This window comes from Aquamicrobium terrae, from assembly GCF_052978165.1.
On the sequence record NZ_JBRKLZ010000001.1, the window covers coordinates 787640 to 811454 of the forward strand.

The window sequence follows — 23815 nt, forward strand, 5'->3', positions numbered from 1 at the left end:
GGGCCGCCTCGATATTCGTCGCCTTTTCCTTCGTGTCAGGCGCTGCGGCCCGGGCACGACATGCGATGGGCAGGGACCGGCGGCATAGCTGCCGGCCCCTCGCCCGGCTTCAGCCGCCGAACAGTTCGGAGAATTTCGACTTGTCGGCTTCGGTGTTCTTGATGATGGCGGGCATGTCGAACGACATCACCTTCACCTCGGTGCCTTCCGGCATCCATTCGGGCCGGCCGACCGACGCCTTGGCCGGCAGGTAGCCCATGTCGAGCGCCAGCTTCTGGCCGTCGTCGGAGAGGATGAAGTCGACGAACGCCTTGGCGCCCTCGACATTCCTGGCCGTCTTCATGATGGCGACGGGCTCGGTCACCGCCGGCACGCCTTCCGTGGGGAACACGAACTCGACCGGCGAGCCCTTGGCCTTGGCGTTCATGGCCATGAAGTCGACGAGGATGCCGTAGGGCTTCTCGCCGCTGGCCACCGACTTCAGCACCGCGCCATTGCCGCGCACGGAGATGGTGTTGTTTTCCTTCAGCTTCTGGAAGAAGTCCCAGCCATATTCGGAATCGGCCACGAAGCCGGAAAGCAGATAGGCTGCGGCGCCCGAATAGAGTGGGCTCGGCATCACCAGCCCGTCCTTGTACTCAGGCTTGGCGAGATCGGCCCAGTGCTCGGGCTTTTCGGCCGCGGCGGTGTTGTAGGCGATGCCGGTGGTGATCAGCTTGGAGCCGAAATAGGTCTTGTCCTTGTCGACCGCATCGGGCTCGATGCCGTCGGTCTTGGCTTCCGGATAGGCCATCAGGCGGTCTTCCGCCTTGAGCAGTTCCATGCTCACCGCATCGGCGATCAGCAGCACGTCCGGCTGCGGGCTGCCGGCGGCGAACTCGGCCGCGAGCTTGGCCAGAATGTCGCTCGTGCCGGAGCGGTAGATGTTCACATCGGTGTCCGGATTGGCCTTCTTGAAGGCCTCCACCGTCTTGGCCGCATCCGCTTCCGGCTGCGAGGTGTACAGCGTCAGCGTGTCGGCGCTGGCTGCTCCCGAGATGAGCATTGCAGCGAGCGCGACCTTGCTCGCAAGCAATGTGACGAAACGCGTTTTCATAAGACCTCCTGATCCTTTGCGCATGGCCTCCGGCTTCTTTGCCGGCCAAGCCCGCTCCTCCCTGCACGGCGTATATGACCCGTCGATGACAAAACGCCTGCATCCATATGATATGTTCATTTGTTCGTTGTCAAACACAAATGAACATGTCTAGTGTGGCATTGTCGACATAAGCGTTATCCACAATGGCGCATCGGCCCGGGAGAGAGGAACATGCAGCCAACAGCGAAGAAGAAGCGCAAGATTGCCGGCCGGGACGTGCCGCTGGTTTCCTCCGACATCAACGTCAAGACGGCCTGGCTCTATTATGTAGAGGGGCTGACGCAGGAGCAGATCGCCGAGAGGCTGAACGTCAGCCGCGTCAAGGTCATGCGCACGCTGGCCGCCTGCACCGCCGAGGGCGTCGTCGTCACCACCATCAACGCGCAGGCGGCCAAGCAGGTGGCGCTGGAGCGTGCCCTGGAGAAGCGCTGGAGCCTCGATTCGGCGGTGGTGGTGCCGACGCCCGAGGATGCCGGCCATCTGGAGAAGGCCATCGGCCATGCGGTGGCGCTCTATCTGGGCGAGCACATGCAGGACGGCATGACGCTGGCCATCGGCGGCGGCGCGACGCTGCACGCCAGCCTCGGCTTCCTCGCCCGCCGGCAGTTGCAGGACGCGACCGTGATCGGCCTCGTCGGCGCGCTGCCCCATTCGCAATGGATCAATCCGTCCATCGTCGCCGCCAAGGTGGCCGACATCTTCGGCATCGACAGCTACCAGATCACCGCCCCGGTCATGCTGCACGACCCGGCGCTGCGCGATCTCCTGTGGGCGCAGCCCGAGCTAATGGACGTGAAGGCCCGCGCCGCCAGCGCCGACATCGCCCTGCTGACGGTCGGCGAGATCGCGCGCGAGGCCACCATCTTCCGCCACGGGCTGGTGCCGCCGACACTCATCCCCTCGCTGCGCGCGAAGGGCGCGACGGCCAATGTGCTCTCCTATTTCATCGATGCGCAGGGCCGGCTGGTCGATCACGAGGTCAACGACCGGGTGATGGCCATCGATCTCGACGTGGTCGGCGCGATCCCCAACGTGGTGCTGGCCGCCGGCGGCCGCCACAAGATCGCCGCCATCCGCGCCGCCCTCAATGCCTTCGAGACCAATGTGCTGATCACCGACAGCGAAACGGCGGAAGCGCTGGCGGGAACCGACTGACCCCTTCCCGGTCCCGCGCCTACATTCCCTCGTCATCAACTCTGATGGTTTTGATTGTCTCTGAGCCTTGCGTTGAGGGTTATGATGATCTTTCGCATGGTCGCTGCGATTGCGAGGATCGGTGGTTTTCCGTTGGCGATGAGGCGCGCGTAGAAGGCGGCGAACTCGCCTTGTCCGGCAGCGGCGCGCAAGGCCGGCATGAAGAGTGCGGTCCTGACCTGCGGTCTGCCGCCGCGCTGGCGTCGCCGGCCCCTTGCTGTGCCGCTCTCGTTGGGGTGCGGGGCGGTGCCGGCCAGCGCTGCGGCCTGTCGGCGCTGGAGATGGCCGAGCTCGGGCATCAGGGCGAGGATCGTCACGGCGCTGACCGTGCCGATGCCGTTCATGCCGGTGCAGATGGCGACGCGGTGGCGCAGGCCCGCGTTTTGCGCCACCAGCGCGGCGATCGCCCGCTCGAGCGCCGCGATCTGCCGGGTGATTGTTGCGAGCATGGCCCGAAACGAGGCGGCCATCGCCCTGGCACCGGGTGCCCGTGACCGGTTCTGCTCGGCAACCTTGAATGCGACCAGGTCGGCCCTTCGGCGCACGAGGGCCTGCATCTGCTTCTCGTCGGCGTCGGGCGCCTGCCACAAGGGCAGCTTCGTCCAGCGCTCGCGTCCATAGGCGGCCATCTGCGCGGCGTCGATGGCGTCGCTTTTGCCCAGCGTTCCGAAGGAGCGGATGAAGGCCTTGAGCCTGAGCGTGTCGGCGCGGTGGCAGGCGATGCCGGCCCTCAGGCACTCTTCCAGGAGCAGCAACTCGTAGCCGCCCGTCGGTTCGCACACGACGAGATCGGGGCGGCTGGTCCTGAGCAGCGAGCGGATGGCTGCGCGGCTGTTGGCGACAGTCGCAGCCGTGATGCCGTCATCGACGGCCAGCCGGTCCCTGGCGACATCGACACCGAGGCAGCGGACGGGCGCATGGTGCAGGAAGGTCATGACGGTGCTATCCTTTGCAGGCTTCGGATTGTTTGCGGGCGTGGTGGTGTGCCAGAGGCCCGATCAACTCTCCAAGCGGGGGTGCAAAGGCGGCAGAGACCTTGATGACGTCGGGTGTCGGCCCGATCCCGGAACCGGTCGCCTGCCGCCGAGGCTGCGGGTTTGCAGGCCCGCAGCCTCGCTGCTCAACCTACCCGATATCGATCAAACAATCCCGGAAGTCTGCCGCAGCGAAGCGAAGGCTGTCCGGGAGTCCATGCCGTGCCAGAGCAATCTGCTTGCCGTTGGCCGGGATGACGATGGGGCGTTTCCTAGATCAGCCCGCGCTCGCGCAGGAAATCGTCGAGGCCGGCATTGGTCATGTCCTCGAACTCGCGCACCGCCTCGTTCATGCGGCGGCGGTGGGTGACGAGCAGGGTCAGCACCTGCCGCATCTCGACGGAAATGCCGAATCGCGCCCAGCGCTCGGCGATGTGGGCGGGAAGCTGCAAGTCGGTGCAGAAGGCTTCGAGGCTTTCATAGCCCAGTTGCTGCACCAGCCGGGCGGTGTCCTCGCCCGAAAGCCGTTCCTCGAAGGCATGGTCGTGCAGGCGCTGCGCCACCAGCTTGATGTCGGCCGGCGAGGCGCTCATCACCTTCGAGACAATGTTGCGGACGTCGGATGGACCGAACGGGGGCATGGCGAGGTTCCCTGCTGCCTTGGCGTTCCCCGCCCACAAGGGCGAGGAATTTTCAGCCCGAATATAGGGGCATTGCCGGCCAGCGCCAACGCGGTTCAGACAACGAGACCCATCGGGTTTTCGATGAGGCGCTTGAAGGCGCCGACGAGTTCGGCGCCGAGCGCCCCGTCCACCGCCCGGTGGTCGGTCGACAAGGTCACCGACATCACCGTCGCGACCTTGACCTCGCCACCCTTCACCACCGCCCGCTGCTCGCCCGCGCCGATCGCCAGGATCGTCGCATGCGGCGGGTTGATGACGGCGGCGAAGTCCTTGATGCCGAACATGCCCAGGTTCGACACCGCCGTGGTGCCGCCCTGATACTCTTCCGGCTTCAGCTTGCGGGTCCGCGCCCGCGCCGCCAGGTCCTTCATCTCGTTGGAGATCGACGACAGGCTCTTTTCCTCCGCCTTGCGCACGATCGGCGTGATCAGCCCGCCGGGGATGGAGACGGCCACGCCGACATCGGCATGCCGGTGCTTGACCATCGCGCCCTCGGTCCACGACACGTTGGCGTCGGGCACCTCCTTGAGCGCCAGCGCCAGCGCCTTGATGATCAGGTCGTTGACGGAGAGCTTGTAGGCCGGCTCCTCGCCCTTTTCGGTCTTCTTCACCGGGGCGGCGTCGTTGAGCTGCTTGCGCAGCGCAAACAAAGCATCCAGCTCGCAGTCCAAGGTGAGGTAGAAGTGCGGCACGGTCGACTTCGCCTCGACCAGACGCCTTGCTATGGTCCTGCGCATATTGTCGTGCGGGATCAACTCGTAGGAGCCTTCCTCGAACAGCTTGAGCACCGCCTCGTCCGACATCGGCTTGACCGCCGGCGCGGCTGCGGCAGGCGCGCCGGCTTCCGCAGCCGGAGCGGCCGCCTTGGCCCCGCCGCCGGCAATCGCCGCCTCGACATCGGCCTTCACCACCCGCCCCTGCGGACCCGAGCCCGAAATCCCGGAAAGGTCGAGGCCGGCCTCGCGGGCCAGACGCCGCGCCAGCGGCGTGGCGCGGACCGCACCCGCCTGTACAGGCGTATCCTGTACCGCGGGCGCAGTCTGCGCGGACCTGTCCTGGGAGGACGATTCGGGCTTTTCAATTTTCACTTCGGCGGCCGGGGTCGCGGCAGACGCAGCCGCCGGAGCAGCACTTGCATCCTCGCCCTCGGCATAGATCCACGCCACCGCATGGCCGACGGGAATGTCCACGCCTTCCTTGCCGGTGATGTTGCGCAGGACGCCGCTGGCCGGGGCGTCGATCTCCATCGCCGCCTTGTCGGTCTCGATCTCGAACAGCACGTCGCCCTGCTTGACGGTGTCGCCTTCCTTGAAGAACCAGCGCGAGATCTGTCCGGTCGCCATGTCCATGTCGACCTTGGGGAGGATGACTTCGACGGCCATGTCTCAGCGCACTCCCTTCGCCAGGTCGCGGGCAGCAGCGATGATGCCGGGCACCTGCGGCACGGCGGCCTTTTCCAGCTCCGGATTGTAGGGGATCGGCGTCTCGGCGCCACCAAGACGCACGATCGGCGCGTCGAGATAGTCGAACGCCTCGCTCTCGGCGATCATGGCGCTGATCTCGGCGCCGATGCCGAGCGTCTTCACCGCCTCGTAGACGCACAGCAGGCGCGAGGTCTTCTTGACGCTCTCGATCACCGTCTCGCGGTCGATGGGGCGGATGGTCCTGAGGTCGATGACCTCGATGTCGATGCCCTCGCCGGCCAGAGTTTCGGCCGCTTCCAACGCCTTGTGCACCATGATCGAGGTGGCGACGATGGTCAGGTCCTTGCCCCCGCGGCGCACCTCGGCCTTGCCGATCGGCACCGTGTAATGGCCTTCCGGCACCGGGCCCTTCATCTTGTAGAGCAGCTTGTGCTCGAAGATCATCACCGGGTCGGGATCGGCGACGGCCGCCAGCAGCATGCCCTTCACGTCATGCGGGGTGGCCGGCTGAATCACCTTGAGGCCCGGCACATGCGCCAGCCATGCCTCGAGGCTCTGGCTGTGCTGGGCGGCAGCACCCGTGCCCGAACCGGCCGGAAAGCGCATGACGACGGGAACGGAGACCTCGCCGCCCAGCATGAAGCGCATCTTGGCGGCCTGGTTGACGATCTGCTCCATGCCGAGCGTGGCGAAATCGGAGAACTGGAATTCGAAGATCGGACGCAGGCCAGTCACGGCCGCACCGACGGCGACGCCGGCGCCGCCGAGTTCGGAGATCGGCGTGTCCATCACCCGGTCGGTGCCGAAGCGCTCGACCAGATCGCCGGTCACCTGGAAGGCGCCGCCATAGACGCCGATGTCCTCGCCCATGAGGATGACGCGCTCGTCGGCCTCCATGGCAATCGCCATGGCTTCCTGAATGGCCTGCGAGTAGCTCAGTTCACGCACAGCGGCATCCATCACGCCACCTCTTCCGTATAGACAAATCTGGCAAGGTCGGAGATTTCGGGCATGGGGCCTTCCTTGGCGTACTCGATGCCTGCCGCGATCTCGCGCGCCACGTCCTCGCGGATCGCCTCGATGCCCTTGTCGTCGACCACGCCGAATTCCTTCAGCTCGGTCTCGAACAGGGTGATCGGATCGCGGTTGGTCATCCAGTCCTCGATCTCTTCCTTGGTGCGATAGCGGTTGCGGTCGCTCTTGGAATGGCCGCGATAGCGGTAGGTCTTGGATTCGATCAGCGTCGGCCCCTCGCCGGCCCGCGCCCGCTCGACGGCGGCATGGGAGGCTTCCGCCACTTCCGAGAAATTGTTGCCGTCGACGATCACGCCCGGCATCGAATAGGCGGCGGCGCGGTCGGCGATGTTCGGCACTGCGGTCGAGCGCGCCGTCGAGGTGGACATGCCGTAGCCGTTGTTCTCGCACACGAAGATCACCGGCAGCTTCCAGATCGAAGCCATGTTGAGCGATTCGTGGAACGCGCCCTCATTGTTGGCGCCGTCGCCGAAGAAGGAGACGACGACCTTGCCGTTGCCAAGGCGCTTGGCCGACAGCGCCGCACCCACGGCGATCGGAATGCCGCCGGCGACGATGCCGTTGGCGCCGAGATTGCCCTTGCTGACGTCGGCGATGTGCATGGAGCCGCCACGGCCCTTGCAGTAGCCGGTCGTCTTGCCGAAGAATTCCGCGAACATCTTCTTCACGTCCGCGCCCTTGGCGATCGAATGGCCGTGGCCGCGATGCGTGGAGGTGATCTGGTCGTCGTCGGTGAGCGGCATGCAGATGCCCATGGCGCTCGCCTCCTGCCCGATGGACAGGTGCATGGTGCCGTGGATCAGGCCGCGCATGTAGCTGTCTTCCGCGCCCTCTTCGAAGCGGCGGATCAGATACATCTTGCGCAGCACGTCCCTGAGCTGCTCGTGGCTGTACTGGGTGTAGGCGAAGGGCAGGTTCGACTGTTCCGCCGCCTTTTTCGCTGTGGCCATGTTCAGGTTCCTCAACCGTAGACGAGCTTGTCCTGCCGGGCGCGCAGTTCGGCGATCTTCGATCCCGGCGCGGGCGCGGCGTTGGCATAGGTGATCAGCTCACCCTTCTTGATCGGCGCGGTCACCGAGCCGCCCTGCAGCAGGCCGCAGGGAATGGCCTTGGCGGCGTGCGCTTCCGGCGCCGTCATGATCCAGGCGCGGTAGCAGTATTCGCCGATGGCATCGAGCTTCTCGCCCGGCTGCATGTCCTTCTTGGCGACGGCGCAGACCTCGGCGACCGGCTTGGCCAGCGGCACCATGTCGGCCTTGCCGTAGAGCACGACGCGGGCGCAGGTCAGCGGCACTTCCAGCGAGGTTAGGTGATAGGGGCGATGGAAGGTGAAATACGGGCCCTTGCCCATCTTCAGGTCTTCCATGCGCTCCGAAATGCGCGGATGCGACATGTCCGCGACCACGAACACGCCCGGCGCCACGCCCTTGCCGATGGAGTAGTCGACCACGCCGACCTTGGAGAGCACGCCGCCGTCCTTTTCCGGGATCAGCACGCTGGAGAGCTGGTCGAGCGTGGCGGCGGGGCCGTGCATGCCGGGCTTGTCGGGCACCAGGCCGGTGGCGTTGGCGATGGCCGCCATCTCGACCATGGTCTTGGAGCCGTCGACGAACTCGACCAGCATGCGCACGTTCATGTTGCGGCGCTTCGCCTCTTCCTCGTAGTCGGGCGGCGTGGCGTCGATGTTGAGCGGGTTGTTCTTGCCCTTGCCGGCGGCGACGATCGGATGGCCCATGGCCGAGACGAACTCGATCAGTTCCATGCACGACGACGGCTCGTCGCCCGCGCCCAGCGAATAGGTGACGCCGAGGCGGTCCGCTTCGCTCTTGAGGTAAGCGCCGATGGTCACGTCGGCCTCGACATTCATCATCACCAGATGCTTGCCGTGCTCCATGGCGCGCAGGCCGATCTCGGCGCCCACGGCCGGAACCCCGGTGGCGTCGATGACCACGTCGATCAGGTCGTTGTTGATGATGAGGTCGGCATCGGCGGTCACCGCGACCTTGCCGGCCTCCATCGCCGCCGTCATGTCGGAAGCGTTGGAAACCTCGCGCGAATGGCCTTCTTCCTGATAGGCGATGTCGACCGCCTTGTGGGCATTCGGAACCCTCAGCTCGGAGATCGCGCCGATCTCAATGCCCGACATATGCGCCACGCGGGTGACGATATCGGTGCCCATCTCGCCCGAGCCGATGAGGCCGATGCGGATCGGCTTGCCCGTTGCGGCACGTTCCTGAAGATCCCGCGCCAGACCGGTCGGGGCGATGTTGATGCTCATGTCGTGCGTCCTCCAGTGGTTGATCCATCAATAGTGAACATGTGTCTCTCAATCAAGTCGAATGTTCATGAAGTTGATAATAGCACCCATTCACCGCAGCTTTGCGGCAGCGTCCTGTGGATGACGACGGGAAGCGGTGAATTGCCGCGCGTCAGGCCGTGAGCGCGCCGTGTCGTCCCGGAACATGAAAACGCCGCGCATCCCGACGGATGCACGGCGCTCTGACATTTCTTCGACGAATTTTGCCAAAAGGGAGCGGAGCGCTCCCCCGCTTTCAGGCACCGGCCGGATGCAGGCCCGGCCGGTGCCCCGCGATCACTGCTTGGGAGTGAGCTTGGAAATGCGGTCGCCTGCCGCGTCTTCCGGACCGGTCGACTTGTTGATGGCGAAAACGTCACCCTTGCCGTCGATGGCGACATGATTGGCGAACGGCGCGTTCTCGAGATTGGCAACGATGTTGCCATCCGGATCGACAACGGTGACCGTTCCGGCGCCGCGGCTGCTGACATAGGCAAGGTCGTTGACCGGATCGAAGGCGACGTTGAGCGCCCCTGCACCGACCGGCACGTTGTGCAGCGTCTCGCCGCTGTCGGCGTCAACGATGAGAAGATTGTCGCTGCCCTGCGAGGCAACGAAGATGCGCTTGGTCTCGCCGTCATAGGCAACGCCGATGGAACCGCGCGATCCTTTGATCGGGATCACCTTGTCCACCTCGCCGCTGGCGACATCGACGATCGCCACCTCGTCGGTGGACAGGCTGACCGTGAACAGCTTGCCGCTATCGGCATCGAGCTTCAGGCTGCCGACCGAGAAGTTCTCGCCCCGCTTGTCGCTCTTGATCTCGATGGTGGCGGCCTGCTCCAGCGTCTTGGTGTCGAACACAACCACGTTCGGCGTGCCGGTGGCGGTGACATAGGCCTTGCCGTTCTTCTCGTCCAGGACCACGTCGCGGGCATGCGGGGCGACGCCCGGCTCGAACTGCTTGACCAGCGAAAGGTCGGACTGCTTGTAGACGGCCACCGTGTTCTGGCGGGTGTTGGTCACCCACACCGTATCGTTGCTGTCGTCCACGGCGACGCCATAGACGGCGAACACGCCGCCTTCCTTGCCTTCGTCGCGCGCGGGCGCTTCCGCCGGCGTCACCTGTGCGGCGATCTCCAGCGTCTCGGGGTTCACCTTGACCAGTTCCGACGCCTTCACCGGCGGGCGGCCGACGGCCGAGGTCACGAACACGGCATCGTTCTTGGCGCTGTAGGCGCTCTGGTAGAGGCCGGGGACCAGTTTGTTGTCCTTGACCTCGAACTTGTCCTCGCCCGACAGCGGCACCTGCGGCGAGACCTTCAGTTCCACGATCTCGGCATGGTAGGGCGCGGCCGTGGTCAGCACCAGCGGATGGGTGCCGACGGCGGCATCCTCGGGCAGCTTGAAGGTCGCCTCGAACTTGCCTTCCTGGTCGGTGGTAATGGCCCCGTCGCCCAGCGTCTGCGTGCCGCGCTGGATGGTCACGGACTGGCCGGGCTTGAAGTCCTGGCCGGAAATCTTGATCTCCGAGCCCGAATAGACGGGCTTGCCCTGTTCGGCCGCCGTGGCGCGCACGCGGCCCTGGAAATCGGCGTCGGGCGCATCGAAGGCGACCTGCGCCAGCGCCGTGCCGAGGCTGAGCGCCAATGCGCCCGCCGCAATGATGAAGCGCAATCCCGCAGCGGACCGGTTTCGGGAAACGGAGGATGAAATGCCGTGCATGGAAAGCTTTCCTGTCAGTTGCGACCCCTGCAAGCAGCGGTCTTTTGGGAGAACGGCTCCGTTCTACATAACATGATAATGATGCTCAAGTTATATTTGCTCAACCGCGCAAGGTGGCGCCACCGTCCACATAAAGGTCGCTCATGGTGATGTGTCCGGCGCGGTCGGAGAGCAGGAACACCACGGCTTCGGCGATGTCCTGCGGCGTCGCCAGCTTGCCGAGCGGAATGCCGCTCTTGAACGTCTCCAGCGAGCCGGCGATCACCTTTTCCGCGCCGGTCTCGTCGGCCCACATCCCGGTCTGCATCGGCGTCAGCGTCGAGCCGGGCGCGACGATGTTGCAGCGTATGCCGAAGGGGGCCAGTTCCAGTCCGAGGCAGCGGGTGAACATGGTGGCCGCCGCCTTGGACGCCGCATAGGCGGCCATGGCGTGGCGCGGAATGCCGGCCGCGTTGGAGCTTACCGTCACCAGCGCGCCGCGCCGCCTTTCCTTCATGCGCTTTGCCAATGCCCGCATCACATGGAACACGCCGTCGCTGTTGACAGCGAACACGTTGCGCCATGTCGCGTCCGACGTTTCGGTGACGAGATCGGTCGACAGGATGCCGGCCACGCTGACACCGAGGTCGATCGGCCCCGCGTCGCGCTCATGGGCCTCGACCAGCGCCTCGACGGCAGAAGAATCGCGCACGTCGAGCGCAGCCGTCGTCACCCTGTCCGCCGGCAGGTCGGCCAAAGCGGCAAGCCCTTCCACGTCGAAGTCGGTCGCCAGAACGTTGGCGCCCTCCTCCACCAGAAGCCGCGCCACCACCTGCCCGATACCGCCCCCGGCACCGGTCACCAGCGCGGTCTTTCCCTCAAGTCCGGTCGGGCGCATGAAAAAACTCCTTCAGTCGTATTGGGCAAGCCGGCGGTCCAGCTCCGGCGCGATCAGCGCCGAGGCCGCCGGCGCGGTCAGTTGCGGATGCAGGAACGGCACCTCGATGCAGTCGAGCGCCGCCGCGTGCGCCAACCACAGCTCCGGCACCAGATCGGGGCGCTCCTTGTGGTCGAGCCCGGCCCGCACATGCGTGACCGTGCCGTCATAGCGGTCGTGATAGTGGGTGCGCACCAGCCGGTTGGTGTCGAGCACCACCCGCACCACCCCGTCCAGCGCCGTTCCCGGCAAATTGCCGAGCGGGCTGTCGCCGGCGCGCAGGAAGGCGATGATGGCCGCGCGCGTCGTCAGTTCGGGATGCGCGTTGGGATCGTAGCCGGCAATCGCCAGCAGCGCGCGCAGCGCCGCCGCCTCGTCCGGCTCCGGCTCGGCCCGCCAGCACTCCGCCGGATAGGAATCGAGCATCGCCACCACGCCGGCCTTCTTCCCAAGCGCCTGAAGATGCACAGCCATGGCATGCGCGATGATGCCGCCCACCGACCAGCCGGCCAGATGGTAAGGACCCTCCGGGCAAAGCTCCACGATCCGCGCCGCATAATCGGCGGCCAACGCATCGAGACTGTCGGGCAGCGGATGGCCGGGATCGATGGCCGGCGATTGCAGCCCATACACCGCGCGCCCCGCCACCAGCGACCGCGCCAGCGTGCGATAGCCCCATGAAAGCCCGCCCGCCGGATGGACGATGAACAAAGGCGGCCTGCCTCCATCGCCACCGTGCAGCCTTATGACCGGCTCAAGCCCGCTGTCATGCACCCGGTCGGCATCGATTGCTGCGGCCAGCGTGGCGATGGTCGGATGCTCGAACAGGACGCCCAGCCCCGGATCGAAGCCGAACCGCTCCTGAACCCGCAACAAAAGATGCACGGCCAGCAGCGAATCGCCGCCCAGATTGAAGAAATCCGCATCCGGGTCGGGCAGCGCTTCCAGTCCCAGCACATCGGCCACGAGTTGGCAGAGCGCGGCCTCGGTCGGCGTCATCGGCGCGCGCGCGGCTGTCGCCTCGAAGCTCGGTGCCGGCAGCGCCTTGCGGTCCAGCTTGCCGTTGGCGTTGACCGGCATCGCCTGCATCTCGACCACGGCCGACGGCACCATGTAATCCGCCAGCCGCGCCGCCATATGCCGGCGCAATTGCTCCACGTCATACCCCTCGCCCGCCACCACATAGGCGACGATGCGCTTGTCGCCCGGACGGTCCTCGCGCACGATCACCGCCGCATCGCTCACCAGACCGGAGCCGGCAATCGCCGCCTCGATCTCGCCAAGCTCGATGCGCAGGCCCCTGATCTTCACCTGATGGTCGGAGCGCCCGAGATAGACAACCGCGCCATCCTCGCGCAGCCGGGCCAGATCGCCGGTCATGTACATGCGCTCGCCCGGCCGGAACGGATCGGCCACGAAGCGTTCTTTCGTGAGATCCGGCCGACCCAGATAGCAGCGGGCAAGCTGCACGCCGGCAAGGTAGAGATGGCCGGCGACGCCCGGCGGCAGCGGCCGCAGCCGTGCATCCAGCACATAGAGCCGCGTGTTCCACACCGGAAAACCGATCGGCACCGGCGAAGACGTATCGTCCGGCCCCGCCGGCCAGTAGCTGACATCGACCGCCGCCTCGGTCGGCCCGTAGAGATTGTGCAACTCGCCCGTAATGCGCTGATGGAAGCGGTCGCGGTGGTCGGCGGTCAGTTCCTCGCCGCTGCAGAATGTGCGCGCGACGCTCAGGCCCTGCGAGGCCGGCGAAGCCAGGAAGGCCGAGAGCATGGAAGGCACGAAATGCAGCGTGGTGATGCCGTGCCGGCGCACCAGCGCCGCAATTGCCGCCGGGTCGCGATGCGCGCCGGGCGGCGCCACCACCAGCCGCGCCCCGCACAGGAAGGGCAGGAAGAATTCCCAAACCGAGACGTCGAACGTGGCGGGCGTCTTTTGCAGGAAGCGGTCTTTGGCCGAAAAGCCGTAGTGCGTGCGCATCCACTCCAGCCGGTTGACGATGGCGCGATGCTCGATCACCACGCCTTTCGGCTCGCCCGTGGAACCGGATGTGTAGATGACATAGGCCATGTCACGGGGTTCGACCTGCGGCAATGCCGCGCCACCCGGCTCCGTCGGCCAGCACGCTGGAGCCAGCACTTGCGCGTACGCAAAAGCTTCATTGCCCGGTTCGGCCAGCACACAGACGGGCTCGGCGGATGCCACGATGCGGGCCAGCCGTTGCGGCGGATTGTCGAGGTCGAGCGGCAGATAAGCCGCGCCCGCCCGCAGTGTCGCGATCAGGGCGATCACCAGTTCCAGCGAGCGCGGCAGCGCCACCGCCACGATCCTGTCGCGCCCCGCCCCAAGCTTCACCAGTTCGCCGGCTAGCGACGCCGTGTGCCGGTCAAGCTCGGCATAGCTCAGCACCGTGTCGCCGAACACCAACGCCGGCGCATCCGGCGTCGCGCGCATCTTAGCCTCGATCAGCGCCGTCAGCGTCGTGTCCGGCACCTCATGTTCGGTGCGGTTCGCTTCCACCACATAGCGCTGCACATCAGCCTCGCAGGCGGTCGGCACATCCGCCAGCGTCGCCGCCTCCATGGCTTTTTCGAGGAAAGCCGCCAGCCGCCGCGAATGCGCTCTTGTGGCTTCCACCGAATAGAGCACGGGATTGGAATCCACCTCCATCAGCAACGCGCTGCGCGCATCCCCCCGGAAGGTGAAAGTGATGTCGTCCACCGCGCCCGCGCCGAGGATGTTCAGCTTAACATCCAGTCCCGGCATGGTCGGCGGCAGGTCGAAGGGCTGCATGTTGACCAGCGGCCCATAGAGCCGGCGCTGCCCGCCGACCAATCCCAGATCGCGACGCAGTTGCTCGGAGCGGTAGCGCCCGTGCCTTCGCGCCCGCATCATCTGCTTCGACACGCCAACGAGAAAATCGCCCACGCCCTGCGTCTCGTCTGGCGCGACGCGCAGCGGCAACACGTTCATCAGCATGCAGGGCACGCGCGCCGCCACGCTGCCCAACCGCCCCATATAGGGCACGCCGACGACAATCTCTTCCGTTCCGGCGAAGCGCCGGCAATAGGCCGCGACCAGCGCCGTCAGCGCATCCGGCCACGTCACTTTCGCTTCTGAAGCAAAGGCTTGCAGCCGTTCCATGAATCTTTGCGGCAGGTAGCAGCTTTCCCGGTGGAAGTTCGGGCCGGAGACAGCGCGCCCCGGGGCCATGCCGGTCACCGGCTCCAGCCCCGCCATCGCCTCGTGCCAGAAAGCGCGGTCCGCCTCGCGCTTTTCCGATTGCGCATAGGCGCGGTCGTCATCCAGCGCCACCTGCAACGGCGGAAAATTCGCCGCCGGCTCCGTGCCCTTCATCAGGCAGCCATAGCGCTCGGCCACCCGGTTGGTCACCAGCACCATGCCGAAACCGTCGATGGCCAGATGGTGGATGCGCTCGTAGAAGAAATGCCGCTCGTGCGACAGCCGGTAGAGCCGGAACGCCGCGATCCGGTCGCGGGCGAGGTCCACCGGCGTGTTCGTATCGGCCTCGATCAGCGCCAGCGCCTCGGCTACGGGATCGTCCGCGCCTGAAACATCCACGATTTCGAGGAACGGCCGCCGCGACGGATCGACCATTTGCACGGGTCCGTCAGGTCCGTCCTCGAAGCGCAGCGACAGCGCCTCGGCCTCCAGCACGGTCTCATCCACCGCCTTGCGGAAGGCGTCCACATCGAGCGGCCCGACAATATCGAGATACTGCCCGGTGTTGAGGATCGGATTGGCCGGGTCGATGCGCTGCGTGTACCAGAGGCCCGTCTGCGCCTCGGTCAGCGGCGCGCCTGTCCCTGAAGCGGCGGCAGGCGGCTTGGCATCCATGTCTAGGCCCCGCCGCCCGCGCCCGCCTGCTTCGCCTGGATCGCCTCCCACCAGCCGGCCAGCGTGAAGCGGTCGGCCAGTTCGGCGAATTCGAGGTCGAGCCCGTCTTCCTGCCATTTCAGGATGAGGTTGAGCAGGCGCATGGAATCGATGCCGAGGTCCATTAGGTTGTCCTCCAGCCCGATTTCCTCCGGGTCCTCGTGGATCATGCCTGCGATGTCGGCGCGCATGCGCTCCAGCGTGATGGCCATGTCAGCCTCCGTCAAACAAGGGCGGCGATGAACTGGTCGGTGCCGGCGACGACGCCGCAGCGCCCCGCCACCCAGTCCAGCGCCAGGTCGTGCTTCGCCCGGGAAAAATCGGCCAGCGCGTCGGCGGCGAAGAACGCCTCGATGTCGCGCTGGAAGGCCTCCGCCGCCGTCATCATGCAGCCGATATGGGCATAGATGCCGGTGACGATGAGCTGGTCGCGCCCGCGCGCCCGCATCAGCACCTCCAGATTGGAGCGCTGGAAGGCGCTGTAACGATGCTTGACCAGCACGAAATCGCCCTTCTCAGGCACAAGCGGCGCGATGATCGCCTGATCCGCCTCGGCCGAACTCATCCCCGGCCCCCAGATGTCGGCCTGCAAGCCACGGTCGCACCGGTCCTGGTCGCCGTGCTGGGCGGTATAGAACACCGGAATGCCCTTCTGCCGGCAATGTGCCGCCAGCCGCGCGATATTGGCGATGGCCGGCGCAAGCGGCGAAGCATCCGTCACGAAGGGCCGCACGAAATAGTTTTGCATGTCGTGGATCAGCAGCGCCGCGCGAGCGGCTTCCACCTTCCACGGCCCGCGCGAAGCGGGCAGTTCCGCCGCTGACGGCAGGTCGTAGGGCGGGATCGTCGGCAGGCCCATGGCGTTCACCCCTTTTCCGCTTCGGCGTCGAGGAATGCCTGCCGCAGCCGCGCGCGCAGCTCCTTGCGGCTGATCTTGCCGACCGCCGTGGTCTCGAACGCATCCACGAACAGGATCTGGTCCGGCACCTTGAACTCGGCCACGTTGCGGGTGCGCATCCACGCCTTGATGGCCGCGCCCTTCGGCTTCTCGCCCTGCGGGATGATGAAGGCGCAACTCCGCTCGCCGAGGAACTCGTCCGGGATCGACACCACCGCCGCGTCGAACACGTTCGGGTGTGCCAGAAGATGGTCCTCGATCTCTTCCGCCGAAACCTTCTCGCCGGCGCGGTTGATGTGGTCGGTCGCCCGCCCCTGCACCACGAGGTAGCCCTCGGGCGTGCGCTTCACAACGTCGCCGGTGCGGTAGAAACCGTCCCCGGTGAAGGAACGCGCATTCGCGCCCGGCTCGTTGTGATAGGCGCGGATCGTATAGGGCCCGCGCGTCAGGAGGTTGCCGGCCTCGCCTTCGGGCACGGGATTGCCCGCATCGTCGACGATCAGCACCTCGTCGTCAGGGCTGATCGGCCGCCCTTGCGTTTCCACCACGATCTCGTCCGGGTCGTCGAGCCGCGTGTAGTTCACCAGCCCTTCGGCCATGCCGAACACCTGCTGGAGCTGGCAGCCCAGCGCAGCACGCACCCGGCGCGCGGCTTCCGGCATGAACTTCGCCCCCCCCACCTGCAACACCTTCAGGCTGGAAAGGTCGTGCTTCGCACTGGCCGCCGCCTGCATCCACAACAGCGCCAGCGGCGGCACCAGCCCGGTGATCGTCACCTTCTCCTGCGCGATCAGCGCGAACGCCATCTGCGCGTCGGGCGAAGGGCACATGACGATGCGGCTGCCGGCATGAAGCGCGCCCATCACGCCCGGCGAACTCATCGGGAAATTATGCGCCACCGGCAGCGCCGCCATGTAGACGCTGTTCTCATCGAGCCCGCAGATCTCGGCGCTCGCCCGGAACGAATAGATATAGTCGTCATGGGTGCGCGGAATGAGCTTCGACAGCCCGGTGCTGCCGCCCGAAATCTGCAGGAAGGCAACATCTGAGGGGGAAGGATCGCCCGGCAGCAGCGACGGATCGGCGGCAAAATCCTCGAAGCGCGCGAATTCCTCCGCCTCGCCCAGCACCACGACATGGCGAAGCCTCGGCGCCTGCGCCTTCACCTCGCGCGCAAGGGCGCGATAGTCGAAACCGTCGCCCCTGTCGGCCACCACATAGCCGGCGGCTTCGGCCTTCCCGGCGAAATGCACGATCTCGGTGCGGCGGTGCGCCGGCAGCGCGTAGACCGGGATCAGCCCGGCATAAAACAGGCCGAACACCACGGACAGAAACTCCGGCCGGTTGCCGATCTGCACGATCACCCGCTCGCCGGGCTTCAGCCCGAGCTTGAGGAAACCGGCAGCCGCCGTTTCAGCGCGGGCATGCAGCTCGCCATAACTCCAGCGCTGATCGCCGCCCACCACGGCGATGCGGTCGGGAAAGGCGGCGGCGCGCTCGCGCAGCATCTTGGGAAAAGTTTCGCCGCGCCAATAGCCCTTGTCGCGGTAGCGCCGGGCGAATTCCTCCGGCCATGTCTGGCTGACTTCACTCATGCCGCATGCTCTCGCAGGGGTCGGCCGTGCTCGTCAATACCGAGTGCGGAAAGCAGCGCCACGAACTTGGCCGAGGTCTCGTCGGTCTCGCCGGCGGGATCGGAGCCCGCGACGATGCCTGCCCCCGCATAGAGCGTCGCGTGCCTGCCAGCCAGCCGCGCGGAGCGGATCGAGACATACCATTCGCCGTCGCCCTTCTCGTCGGCCCAACCGACAGCGCCGGCATAGAAGCCGCGATCGTAGCCTTCCAGCTGGCCGATCACCCCGGCGGCGCGCTCGCGCGGCAGGCCGCACACGGCCGGCGTCGGATGCAGCGCGCCAGCCAGCTCAGCCACCGGCGTTTCGGTGTCCTTCAGCCTGCCGACGATGCGCGTGCCCAGATGCCACATGGAGGCGGTGGGCCGCAGCGTCGTGCCGTCCGGCGCCGTCAACTCACTGCAATAAGGCGACAGCGCATCGAACACCGCATCGACCACGGCCTGGTGCTCGCGCCGGTCCTTCTCCGAACCCTCCAGCACAGCGGCCGAACGGCGGTCGGCGCCCGGATCGCCGTAGCGCCGGGCCGAACCCGCCAGTGGATACGAGACCACTTCGGCACCCTTCCTCGACACCAGAAGCTCCGGTGTCGCGCCCACCAGCAGCGGGTGCGGCGCATCGGCCTCGGCCGGCAGAAGCGTGGAGAACACGGTGACGCTGGGATCCCTGCCCAGCGCTCGAATCAGGTTCCCGGCATCGAATGCATGCGACGAGGCCAGTTCGAGGCTGCGCGACAGCACGACCTTGGTCAGCGGCTCGGCATCGCCGGCCGAAGCCGCGATCATCTCCAGGCAGGCGGCGACCGCGTCGCGATAGGCCGAAGGGGCCGGCACCGGCCGGATGGTGCAATGCACCGCATCGGGCAAGGTGGCAGCCTTGCCGGCCTCGCTCCGGCTGCCCATGGCTACCGCCTCGGGCTGGAACAGGTAGTCGGCCCGGGAGCGATCGAACGGCAGGCTGCCCATGACGAGTCGCGGGCCGCCTTGGCGATCAGAAAAAAAGCCGCGTACGCGCTCCGCGAGGCTGTCGATCGCCCCGCGCGCGACTTCCGCGCGCAGCCCTTGTCCGATCAGGGTCTTTTCGCTACCGCACAGCCGGAAGACCTCTTCCGCCTGTCTGCCGGTTCCCGCAACCTCGTTTCCTGACGACAAGATACGCACCTGAGTTTCAGTTTTCCGGCCGCACATGCGGTTTGCGCGCGAAACCGGAAAGGATTCCGACAAGGGAACCCGTCATGGATTTACCGGCACCAATAAAAATATGAATTGCAATGTCAACTTAAAAACTTGCATTGTGGACGTGAATCCATGATGCCAGCGCAGACAGTTGACGAGGGCATGCAAGGAGCGAAACCGGATATGAACGAGCGGCACCGATACGATCCGGTCGCCATCTGGTTGCACTGGCTGGTGGCGGTTCTGGTGCTCGCCCAGTTCGCAACCGGCTGGATCTGGGGCTTTTTCGAGCGCGGCTCGGAGCCGCGCTTCTACCTGTTCCGCACCCACATCACCCTCGGCTCGGCCATACTGGCGCTGGCGCTGGCCCGCATAGGCTGGCGCCTCACCCATCGGGCGCCACCGCTGCCGCAAGGCATGTCGCGCCTGCAGCGGATCGCGGCGCATGCCGGGCACGGCCTGCTTTATCTGGCCATACTGGCCCAGCCGGCGCTCGGCCTGCTGGCCATTTCCGCCTTCGGCAAGACGCTTGGCCGCTGGCCGCGCGACCTCCATAATCTCGGCGCGAAGCTTATCCTCGCCATCGTCATGCTGCATGTCGCGGCGGTGGTCTGGCACCAGTTCATCCGCAGGGACGGGCTTCTGTCGCGCATGCTGCCGTCCCGCCTCGCCGTCCGCACATAGGTCCGCCTTACATGAGAAATCGCATCCAGCTTCTTGCCTGCGCCCTGTTCACGGCGCTTGCGTTTCTGACGGCCGCTCCCGCACAGGCCGAAATCGAGACGACCGATCTCACCGGCCGCAGGATCGTTCTGGCCGAACCCGCCCACCGCATCCTCATCGACGACAGCCGCTATCTGGTGGCGCTGTCGCTGATCCATCCGGACCCGGTCAGCCTGCTTTCGGCCTGGCCGCGCGACATCAACCGCCTCGGGGCGGAGACCTACCGGCAATATGCGGAAAAGTTCCCGGCCATCGAGAAGCTGGCGTTGACCGCCAGTTCGGCCGGCACCTTCTCGGTCGAACAGGTGCTGGGTGCCCAGCCGGACCTTGCCATCTTCTCGCTCCAGTCGCAGCCCGGCGCCGATGACATCGCCCGGCTGGAAGCCGCCGGCGTGCCGGTCGCCATCATCGATTTCTTCGACCAGCCTCTGGAAAACCTCGAACCCAGCCTGCGCCTGCTGGGCGACGTCACCGGCCGCCGCGCCGAGGCCGACGCCTTCCTCGCCTTCCGCCGCGCGCATATGGACGCCATCGCGGCCAGGGTGGCGGCGGCGTCCGGGCCGCGTCCGCGCGTCTTCCTGGAGCCGCATGCGGCCCGGACCGACGAGTGCTGCGCCTCGCCGGGGCGCGGCAATATCGGCAACTACATCGAGTTCGCCGGCGGCGAGAACATCGGCAACGTGTTGCAGGGCGTGACCGGCACGCTGAACCTCGAATATGTGATCTCGGCCGACCCGCAGGTCTATATCGCCACCGGCGGCCCGCATATGGAAGGCACCGCCGGCCTGCTGATCGGCCCCGGCTATGACGAAAAGCGCATAAGGGAGACACTGGCCCGCGTCGCCGCCCGCAACGGCATTTCCGGCCTCGCCGCGGCGCGCGAACACCGCGTCCACGGCCTGTCCCACCAGCTTCTCAACTCGCCACTGGATATCCTCACCGTCGAGGCGCTGGCGAAGTGGATCCGCCCCGACCTGTTCCCGGACCTCGACCCGGAAAAGACCCGACAGGAGATCAACGAGCGCTTCCTCGCCGTGCCGATCGAGGGCACCTACTGGGCCGATCTAAACTAGGCCGCGTCGTCGACCATGACCTGGAGATAGCCGCGCGAGCAGCGCTCCACCCGCGCCTGCACGCCATAGACGCCGGCGAACATTTCCGGCGTCACCGCCTCGTCGGGCGTCCCGTCGGCGAACACCTTGCCGCCCGACAGCACGAGGATGCGCTCGCACCAGCGGCAGGCCAGCGCGATGTCGTGCAGGACGAGCACCGTGGCGATGCCGCGCTCGCGGGCGATCGCCTGCACCACCTTCATCACGCGAAGCTGGTGGTTGAGGTCGAGCGCGCTGGTCGGCTCGTCCAGCAGAAGCACCGAGGGCCGCCGCGCGATCGCCTGGGCCAGGCTTGCCATCTGCCGCTGGCCGCCCGAAAGCTCGTCCAGAGGCCGCATGGCCAGTTGCTCGATGCCGAGGCGCGCCAGCGTCTCCAGCGCCAGTTCCCGGTCGGCACTCGACGCGCGACCGTGCGGCGAGGCCTTCAACGCACCCAGCAGCGCCTCGAACACGGTAAGCCCGACGCGCTGCGGCAGCGATTGCGGCATGTAGGTGACATGGGCGGCATGCTCGGCGGCGCTGGCGCCCACCAGTTCGCGCCCGCCGAAGCGGATCGAGCCGCTCGCCCGGTTGAGGCCCGCCAGTCCGCGCAGAAGAGTCGTCTTGCCTGCCGCGTTGGGCCCGACCAGCGCCGTCAGCCCGCCGCCGCGAATGGGCGCCAGCGAAAGATTGTCGATGACCTTGCGGCCCGGATAACCGACCGACAGGCCCTCCACCTCCAGCAAAGCCGCCGCGCCGCTCATGTGCGCTCCCGCCTCAGGAAGATCAGCGCCACGAAGAAGGGCACGCCGATCAGCGCCGTCACGATGCCGACCGGCATCACCGCGCCGGGCACGATCACCTTGCTGGCCACGGAAGAGAGCGACATGACCGCCGCGCCCGCCGCCATCGAGGCGGGCAGGAAGAAGCGGTGGTCCTCGCCCACCAGCAGCCGGGCGATATGCGGCCCGACCAGCCCGATGAAGCCGATGGTGCCGACGAAGGCCACCGAGGTGGCGGCGAGCAGCGAGACCCTGAGCAGCGACACGAAGCGCAGCCGTGTCACGTCCACGCCGAAGCTGCGCGCCCGGTCCTCGCCGAGCCGCAGCGCCGTCATCTTCCACGCCGACCACATGGCGGTGGGCGTGACCAGCACCAGCACGACGAACAGCACCGCCAGCTTTTCCCAGTTGCCGCGCGTCAGGCTGCCCATGCTCCAGAACACGAGCTGTTGCAGCGCCTCCTGCGTCGCCACGAACTGGATCAGCGCCACCAGCGCGTTGAAGGTGAAGACCATGGCGATGCCGAACAGCACCAGCGTTTCCGGTCCCGTCCCGCGCAGGCGCGACAGCGCCTGCAACAGAAGCACGGAGCCGAAGGCGAACAGGAAGGCGTTGCCCGACACGATCCAGCTATTGGCGATGCCGGGCAGGCCGATGCCGAGCACGATGGCCAGCGCGGCACCCAGCGAGGCGGCCGACGACACGCCGAGCGTGAACGGACTGGCCAGCGGGTTGTTGAGGATGGTCTGCATCTCCGCGCCGGCCAGCGACAGCGCCGCGCCCACCATGACGGCCAGCAGCGCCTGCGGCAGCCGCACATCCCAGATGATGACGCGCACCGGCGGCGACAATTCGCCCGGGAAGATCAGGCCCCGCACCGCCTCGGCCACCGAAAGCTGCGACGGGCCGGTCACCAGGTCGGCAACGAAGCCGGCCAGCAGGACGACGCAGAGGCCGGCGAGGATGGCCAGCCGCCTGCGCACCAGCCGGTCATAGTCCTCGATCACGGAAGAAGCCTGCACGCTATCGGCCAAGAGATGCATCCTGAAGCAGTGGCCCGGTCAGTTCAGGGCCGGCCGCTTATGGGGTACATGATAAAAATCGTCAAGTTAGCGCCGGCCGCTCTTGACGGCGTTTCACCCGACCTGCCACAGCTTGAGGATGCAGTCTGCCGCCCCTGCCCCCGTCCAGCCCAAGCAGCCGCAACCGGCGGCGCTTGCCATTTTCGACACCGGCGTTTCCACCCACCGGCTGGAACGCCGGCTGGTTTCCACGCAGGGCGGCCGGACGTTCCAGATCTTCCTCGCCATACCGCATGCGGCGCCCCCCGTCGCCGGCCATCCGCTGCTTTACATGCTGGACGGCAATGCCGCTTTCGACGCGCTCACGCCCGCGCATCTGAAGGCCGTTCCCACCCTGGCGCTCGCCGGAATCGGCTACGACACGGACCTGCGCTTCGACGTGGTGGCACGCAGCTTCGACTTTACGCCGGTCGAGATCCTGCCTGCCCCCAACGGCCGCAGGACCGGTGGCGCCGCCGCCTTTGTCGACCTTCTGGCCGGGCAACTGCGCGACGAGGTCGAGGCCGGCCTTCCCGTCGATCCGGCCCGCCGCGCCCTGTGGGGCCATTCTCTGGCGGGCCTGTGCACCCTCTATTCGCTGTTGAGCCGGCCCGGCGCCTTCCGGCGCTACGCTCCGGTCAGCCCGTCGATCTGGTGGAACGACCAGTGGATGCTCGGCCTGGAAGCCCAGACCCCGCTATCGGGCAGCGAAGCCGACGTGCTGGTGATGCTGGGCGATGCCGAGCGACGCTCGAACCCGGCCGGCCCGCATTGGGACGGCCCTGCTCCCCACACGCTGGAAATGGTCGACAGGCTGAAGCGGCGGGCGGGACTGGCGGTCGAACTGCGCATCTTTCCCGAGCTCGGCCATGCCGCCACGCTGCCGGCTTCGCTTGCGCCGGCGCTGGCCTTCGCGAACCTGCAGGATCATGCCTGAGCGGCTGCAAAAGGCGCCGCCCGGCTTGCCGGCGCCGGAATTCGACATAGTTTCTGACGAAAGTTGTCGTATAATCTTGAATGATTTAGTCAACAATGGTAACCGCCATCCAGTTTGATCGAAAGGCGTCCCCGGACGGCCTTCGATGAAGTGCGCCACTGGCGCCGGGACCAGCATGGCGCTTGAGCGCCGCGAAACAATTGAGATGGGTTGCAGTATGGTCGATCTGATG

General features: G+C 66.6%; 20 protein-coding genes. 4 read left to right on the forward strand and 16 right to left on the reverse strand.

Annotation, left to right across the window (positions count from 1 at the left end; all coding sequences use genetic code 11):
• Window positions 1-109: 109 nt before the first annotated feature.
• On the reverse strand, window positions 110-1096 hold the full coding sequence (locus ACVCNR_RS03985; protein WP_447073893.1) for an ABC transporter substrate-binding protein: 987 nt from the start codon (window positions 1094-1096) through the stop codon (window positions 110-112).
• A 213-nt stretch (window positions 1097-1309) separates the two neighbouring features.
• On the opposite strand from ACVCNR_RS03985, the gene ACVCNR_RS03990 reads away from it, so the two are divergent.
• Complete coding sequence (locus ACVCNR_RS03990; protein ID WP_447073894.1) at window positions 1310-2293, forward strand: sugar-binding transcriptional regulator; 984 nt, start codon at window positions 1310-1312, stop codon at window positions 2291-2293.
• Window positions 2294-2328: 35 nt separating this feature from the next.
• Here ACVCNR_RS03990 and ACVCNR_RS03995 read toward each other — a convergent pair whose 3' ends face one another.
• The 13 genes from ACVCNR_RS03995 to ACVCNR_RS04055 all read right to left on the reverse strand — a co-directional run bounded on the left by ACVCNR_RS03995 (window position 2329) and on the right by ACVCNR_RS04055 (window position 18974).
• Window positions 2329-3267, reverse strand: a complete 939-nt coding sequence (locus ACVCNR_RS03995) for a transposase (protein WP_447073895.1) — start codon at window positions 3265-3267, stop codon at window positions 2329-2331.
• 311 nt (window positions 3268-3578) lie between these two features.
• Entirely contained in the window at window positions 3579-3947 is a 369-nt protein-coding gene (locus tag ACVCNR_RS04000; protein WP_354191928.1) for a hypothetical protein, read from the reverse strand.
• Between the two features lie 95 nt (window positions 3948-4042).
• A complete protein-coding gene (locus ACVCNR_RS04005; RefSeq protein ID WP_354191926.1) occupies window positions 4043-5371 on the reverse strand; it encodes a pyruvate dehydrogenase complex dihydrolipoamide acetyltransferase in 1329 nt (442 codons plus the stop codon).
• 3 nt (window positions 5372-5374) lie between these two features.
• Complete coding sequence (locus tag ACVCNR_RS04010) at window positions 5375-6373, reverse strand: alpha-ketoacid dehydrogenase subunit beta (protein WP_447075634.1); 999 nt, start codon at window positions 6371-6373, stop codon at window positions 5375-5377.
• Window positions 6373-7398, reverse strand: a complete 1026-nt coding sequence (locus ACVCNR_RS04015; protein ID WP_354191925.1) for a thiamine pyrophosphate-dependent dehydrogenase E1 component subunit alpha — start codon at window positions 7396-7398, stop codon at window positions 6373-6375. Before ACVCNR_RS04015 ends, ACVCNR_RS04010 begins: the two co-directional genes overlap by 1 nt.
• Window positions 7399-7409: 11 nt before the next feature.
• Window positions 7410-8726, reverse strand: coding sequence for an NAD(P)H-dependent oxidoreductase (locus ACVCNR_RS04020; RefSeq protein ID WP_354191924.1), 1317 nt, complete (start codon window positions 8724-8726; stop codon window positions 7410-7412).
• A gap of 315 nt (window positions 8727-9041) precedes the next feature.
• Window positions 9042-10469, reverse strand: a complete 1428-nt coding sequence (locus ACVCNR_RS04025; protein ID WP_354191923.1) for a glutaminyl-peptide cyclotransferase — start codon at window positions 10467-10469, stop codon at window positions 9042-9044.
• Between the two features lie 100 nt (window positions 10470-10569).
• Window positions 10570-11346: a 2,3-dihydro-2,3-dihydroxybenzoate dehydrogenase gene (locus ACVCNR_RS04030; RefSeq protein WP_447073896.1), complete on the reverse strand. Its 777-nt coding sequence runs from the start codon at window positions 11344-11346 to the stop codon at window positions 10570-10572.
• Between the two features lie 12 nt (window positions 11347-11358).
• Complete coding sequence (locus ACVCNR_RS04035) at window positions 11359-15246, reverse strand: non-ribosomal peptide synthetase (RefSeq protein WP_447073897.1); 3888 nt, start codon at window positions 15244-15246, stop codon at window positions 11359-11361.
• Window positions 15247-15248: 2 nt separating this feature from the next.
• Window positions 15249-15497, reverse strand: a complete 249-nt coding sequence (locus tag ACVCNR_RS04040) for a phosphopantetheine-binding protein (protein WP_354191920.1) — start codon at window positions 15495-15497, stop codon at window positions 15249-15251.
• A gap of 11 nt (window positions 15498-15508) precedes the next feature.
• Window positions 15509-16144 carry an isochorismatase family protein gene (locus ACVCNR_RS04045; protein ID WP_447075635.1) on the reverse strand — a complete coding sequence of 212 codons (636 nt, stop codon included), beginning with the start codon at window positions 16142-16144 and terminating at the stop codon, window positions 15509-15511.
• Between the two features lie 5 nt (window positions 16145-16149).
• Window positions 16150-17778, reverse strand: a complete 1629-nt coding sequence (locus ACVCNR_RS04050; protein ID WP_447073898.1) for a (2,3-dihydroxybenzoyl)adenylate synthase — start codon at window positions 17776-17778, stop codon at window positions 16150-16152.
• Window positions 17775-18974: an isochorismate synthase gene (locus ACVCNR_RS04055; RefSeq protein ID WP_435521511.1), complete on the reverse strand. Its 1200-nt coding sequence runs from the start codon at window positions 18972-18974 to the stop codon at window positions 17775-17777. The genes ACVCNR_RS04050 and ACVCNR_RS04055 overlap by 4 nt, the downstream gene beginning before the upstream one ends.
• A 198-nt stretch (window positions 18975-19172) precedes the next feature.
• Between ACVCNR_RS04055 and ACVCNR_RS04060 the strand changes: the two genes are divergently transcribed.
• Both ACVCNR_RS04060 and ACVCNR_RS04065 read left to right on the forward strand, forming a co-directional pair.
• Window positions 19173-19673, forward strand: a complete 501-nt coding sequence (locus ACVCNR_RS04060) for a cytochrome b (RefSeq protein ID WP_354191916.1) — start codon at window positions 19173-19175, stop codon at window positions 19671-19673.
• An 11-nt stretch (window positions 19674-19684) separates the two neighbouring features.
• The gene (locus ACVCNR_RS04065) at window positions 19685-20785 is read left to right on the forward strand and encodes an ABC transporter substrate-binding protein (RefSeq protein WP_354191915.1); all 1101 of its coding nucleotides are present in this window, start codon (window positions 19685-19687) and stop codon (window positions 20783-20785) included.
• Here the strand turns inward: ACVCNR_RS04065 and ACVCNR_RS04070 are convergent.
• Window positions 20782-21567, reverse strand: a complete 786-nt coding sequence (locus tag ACVCNR_RS04070; RefSeq protein ID WP_354191914.1) for an ABC transporter ATP-binding protein — start codon at window positions 21565-21567, stop codon at window positions 20782-20784. The two genes, ACVCNR_RS04065 and ACVCNR_RS04070, sit on opposite strands and share 4 nt — an antisense overlap.
• Entirely contained in the window at window positions 21564-22628 is a 1065-nt protein-coding gene (locus tag ACVCNR_RS04075) for a FecCD family ABC transporter permease (protein ID WP_354191913.1), read from the reverse strand. The genes ACVCNR_RS04070 and ACVCNR_RS04075 overlap by 4 nt, the downstream gene beginning before the upstream one ends.
• Window positions 22629-22746: 118 nt before the next feature.
• On the opposite strand from ACVCNR_RS04075, the gene ACVCNR_RS04080 reads away from it, so the two are divergent.
• On the forward strand, window positions 22747-23583 hold the full coding sequence (locus ACVCNR_RS04080) for an alpha/beta hydrolase (protein WP_447073899.1): 837 nt from the start codon (window positions 22747-22749) through the stop codon (window positions 23581-23583).
• Window positions 23584-23815: the final 232 nt, after the last annotated feature.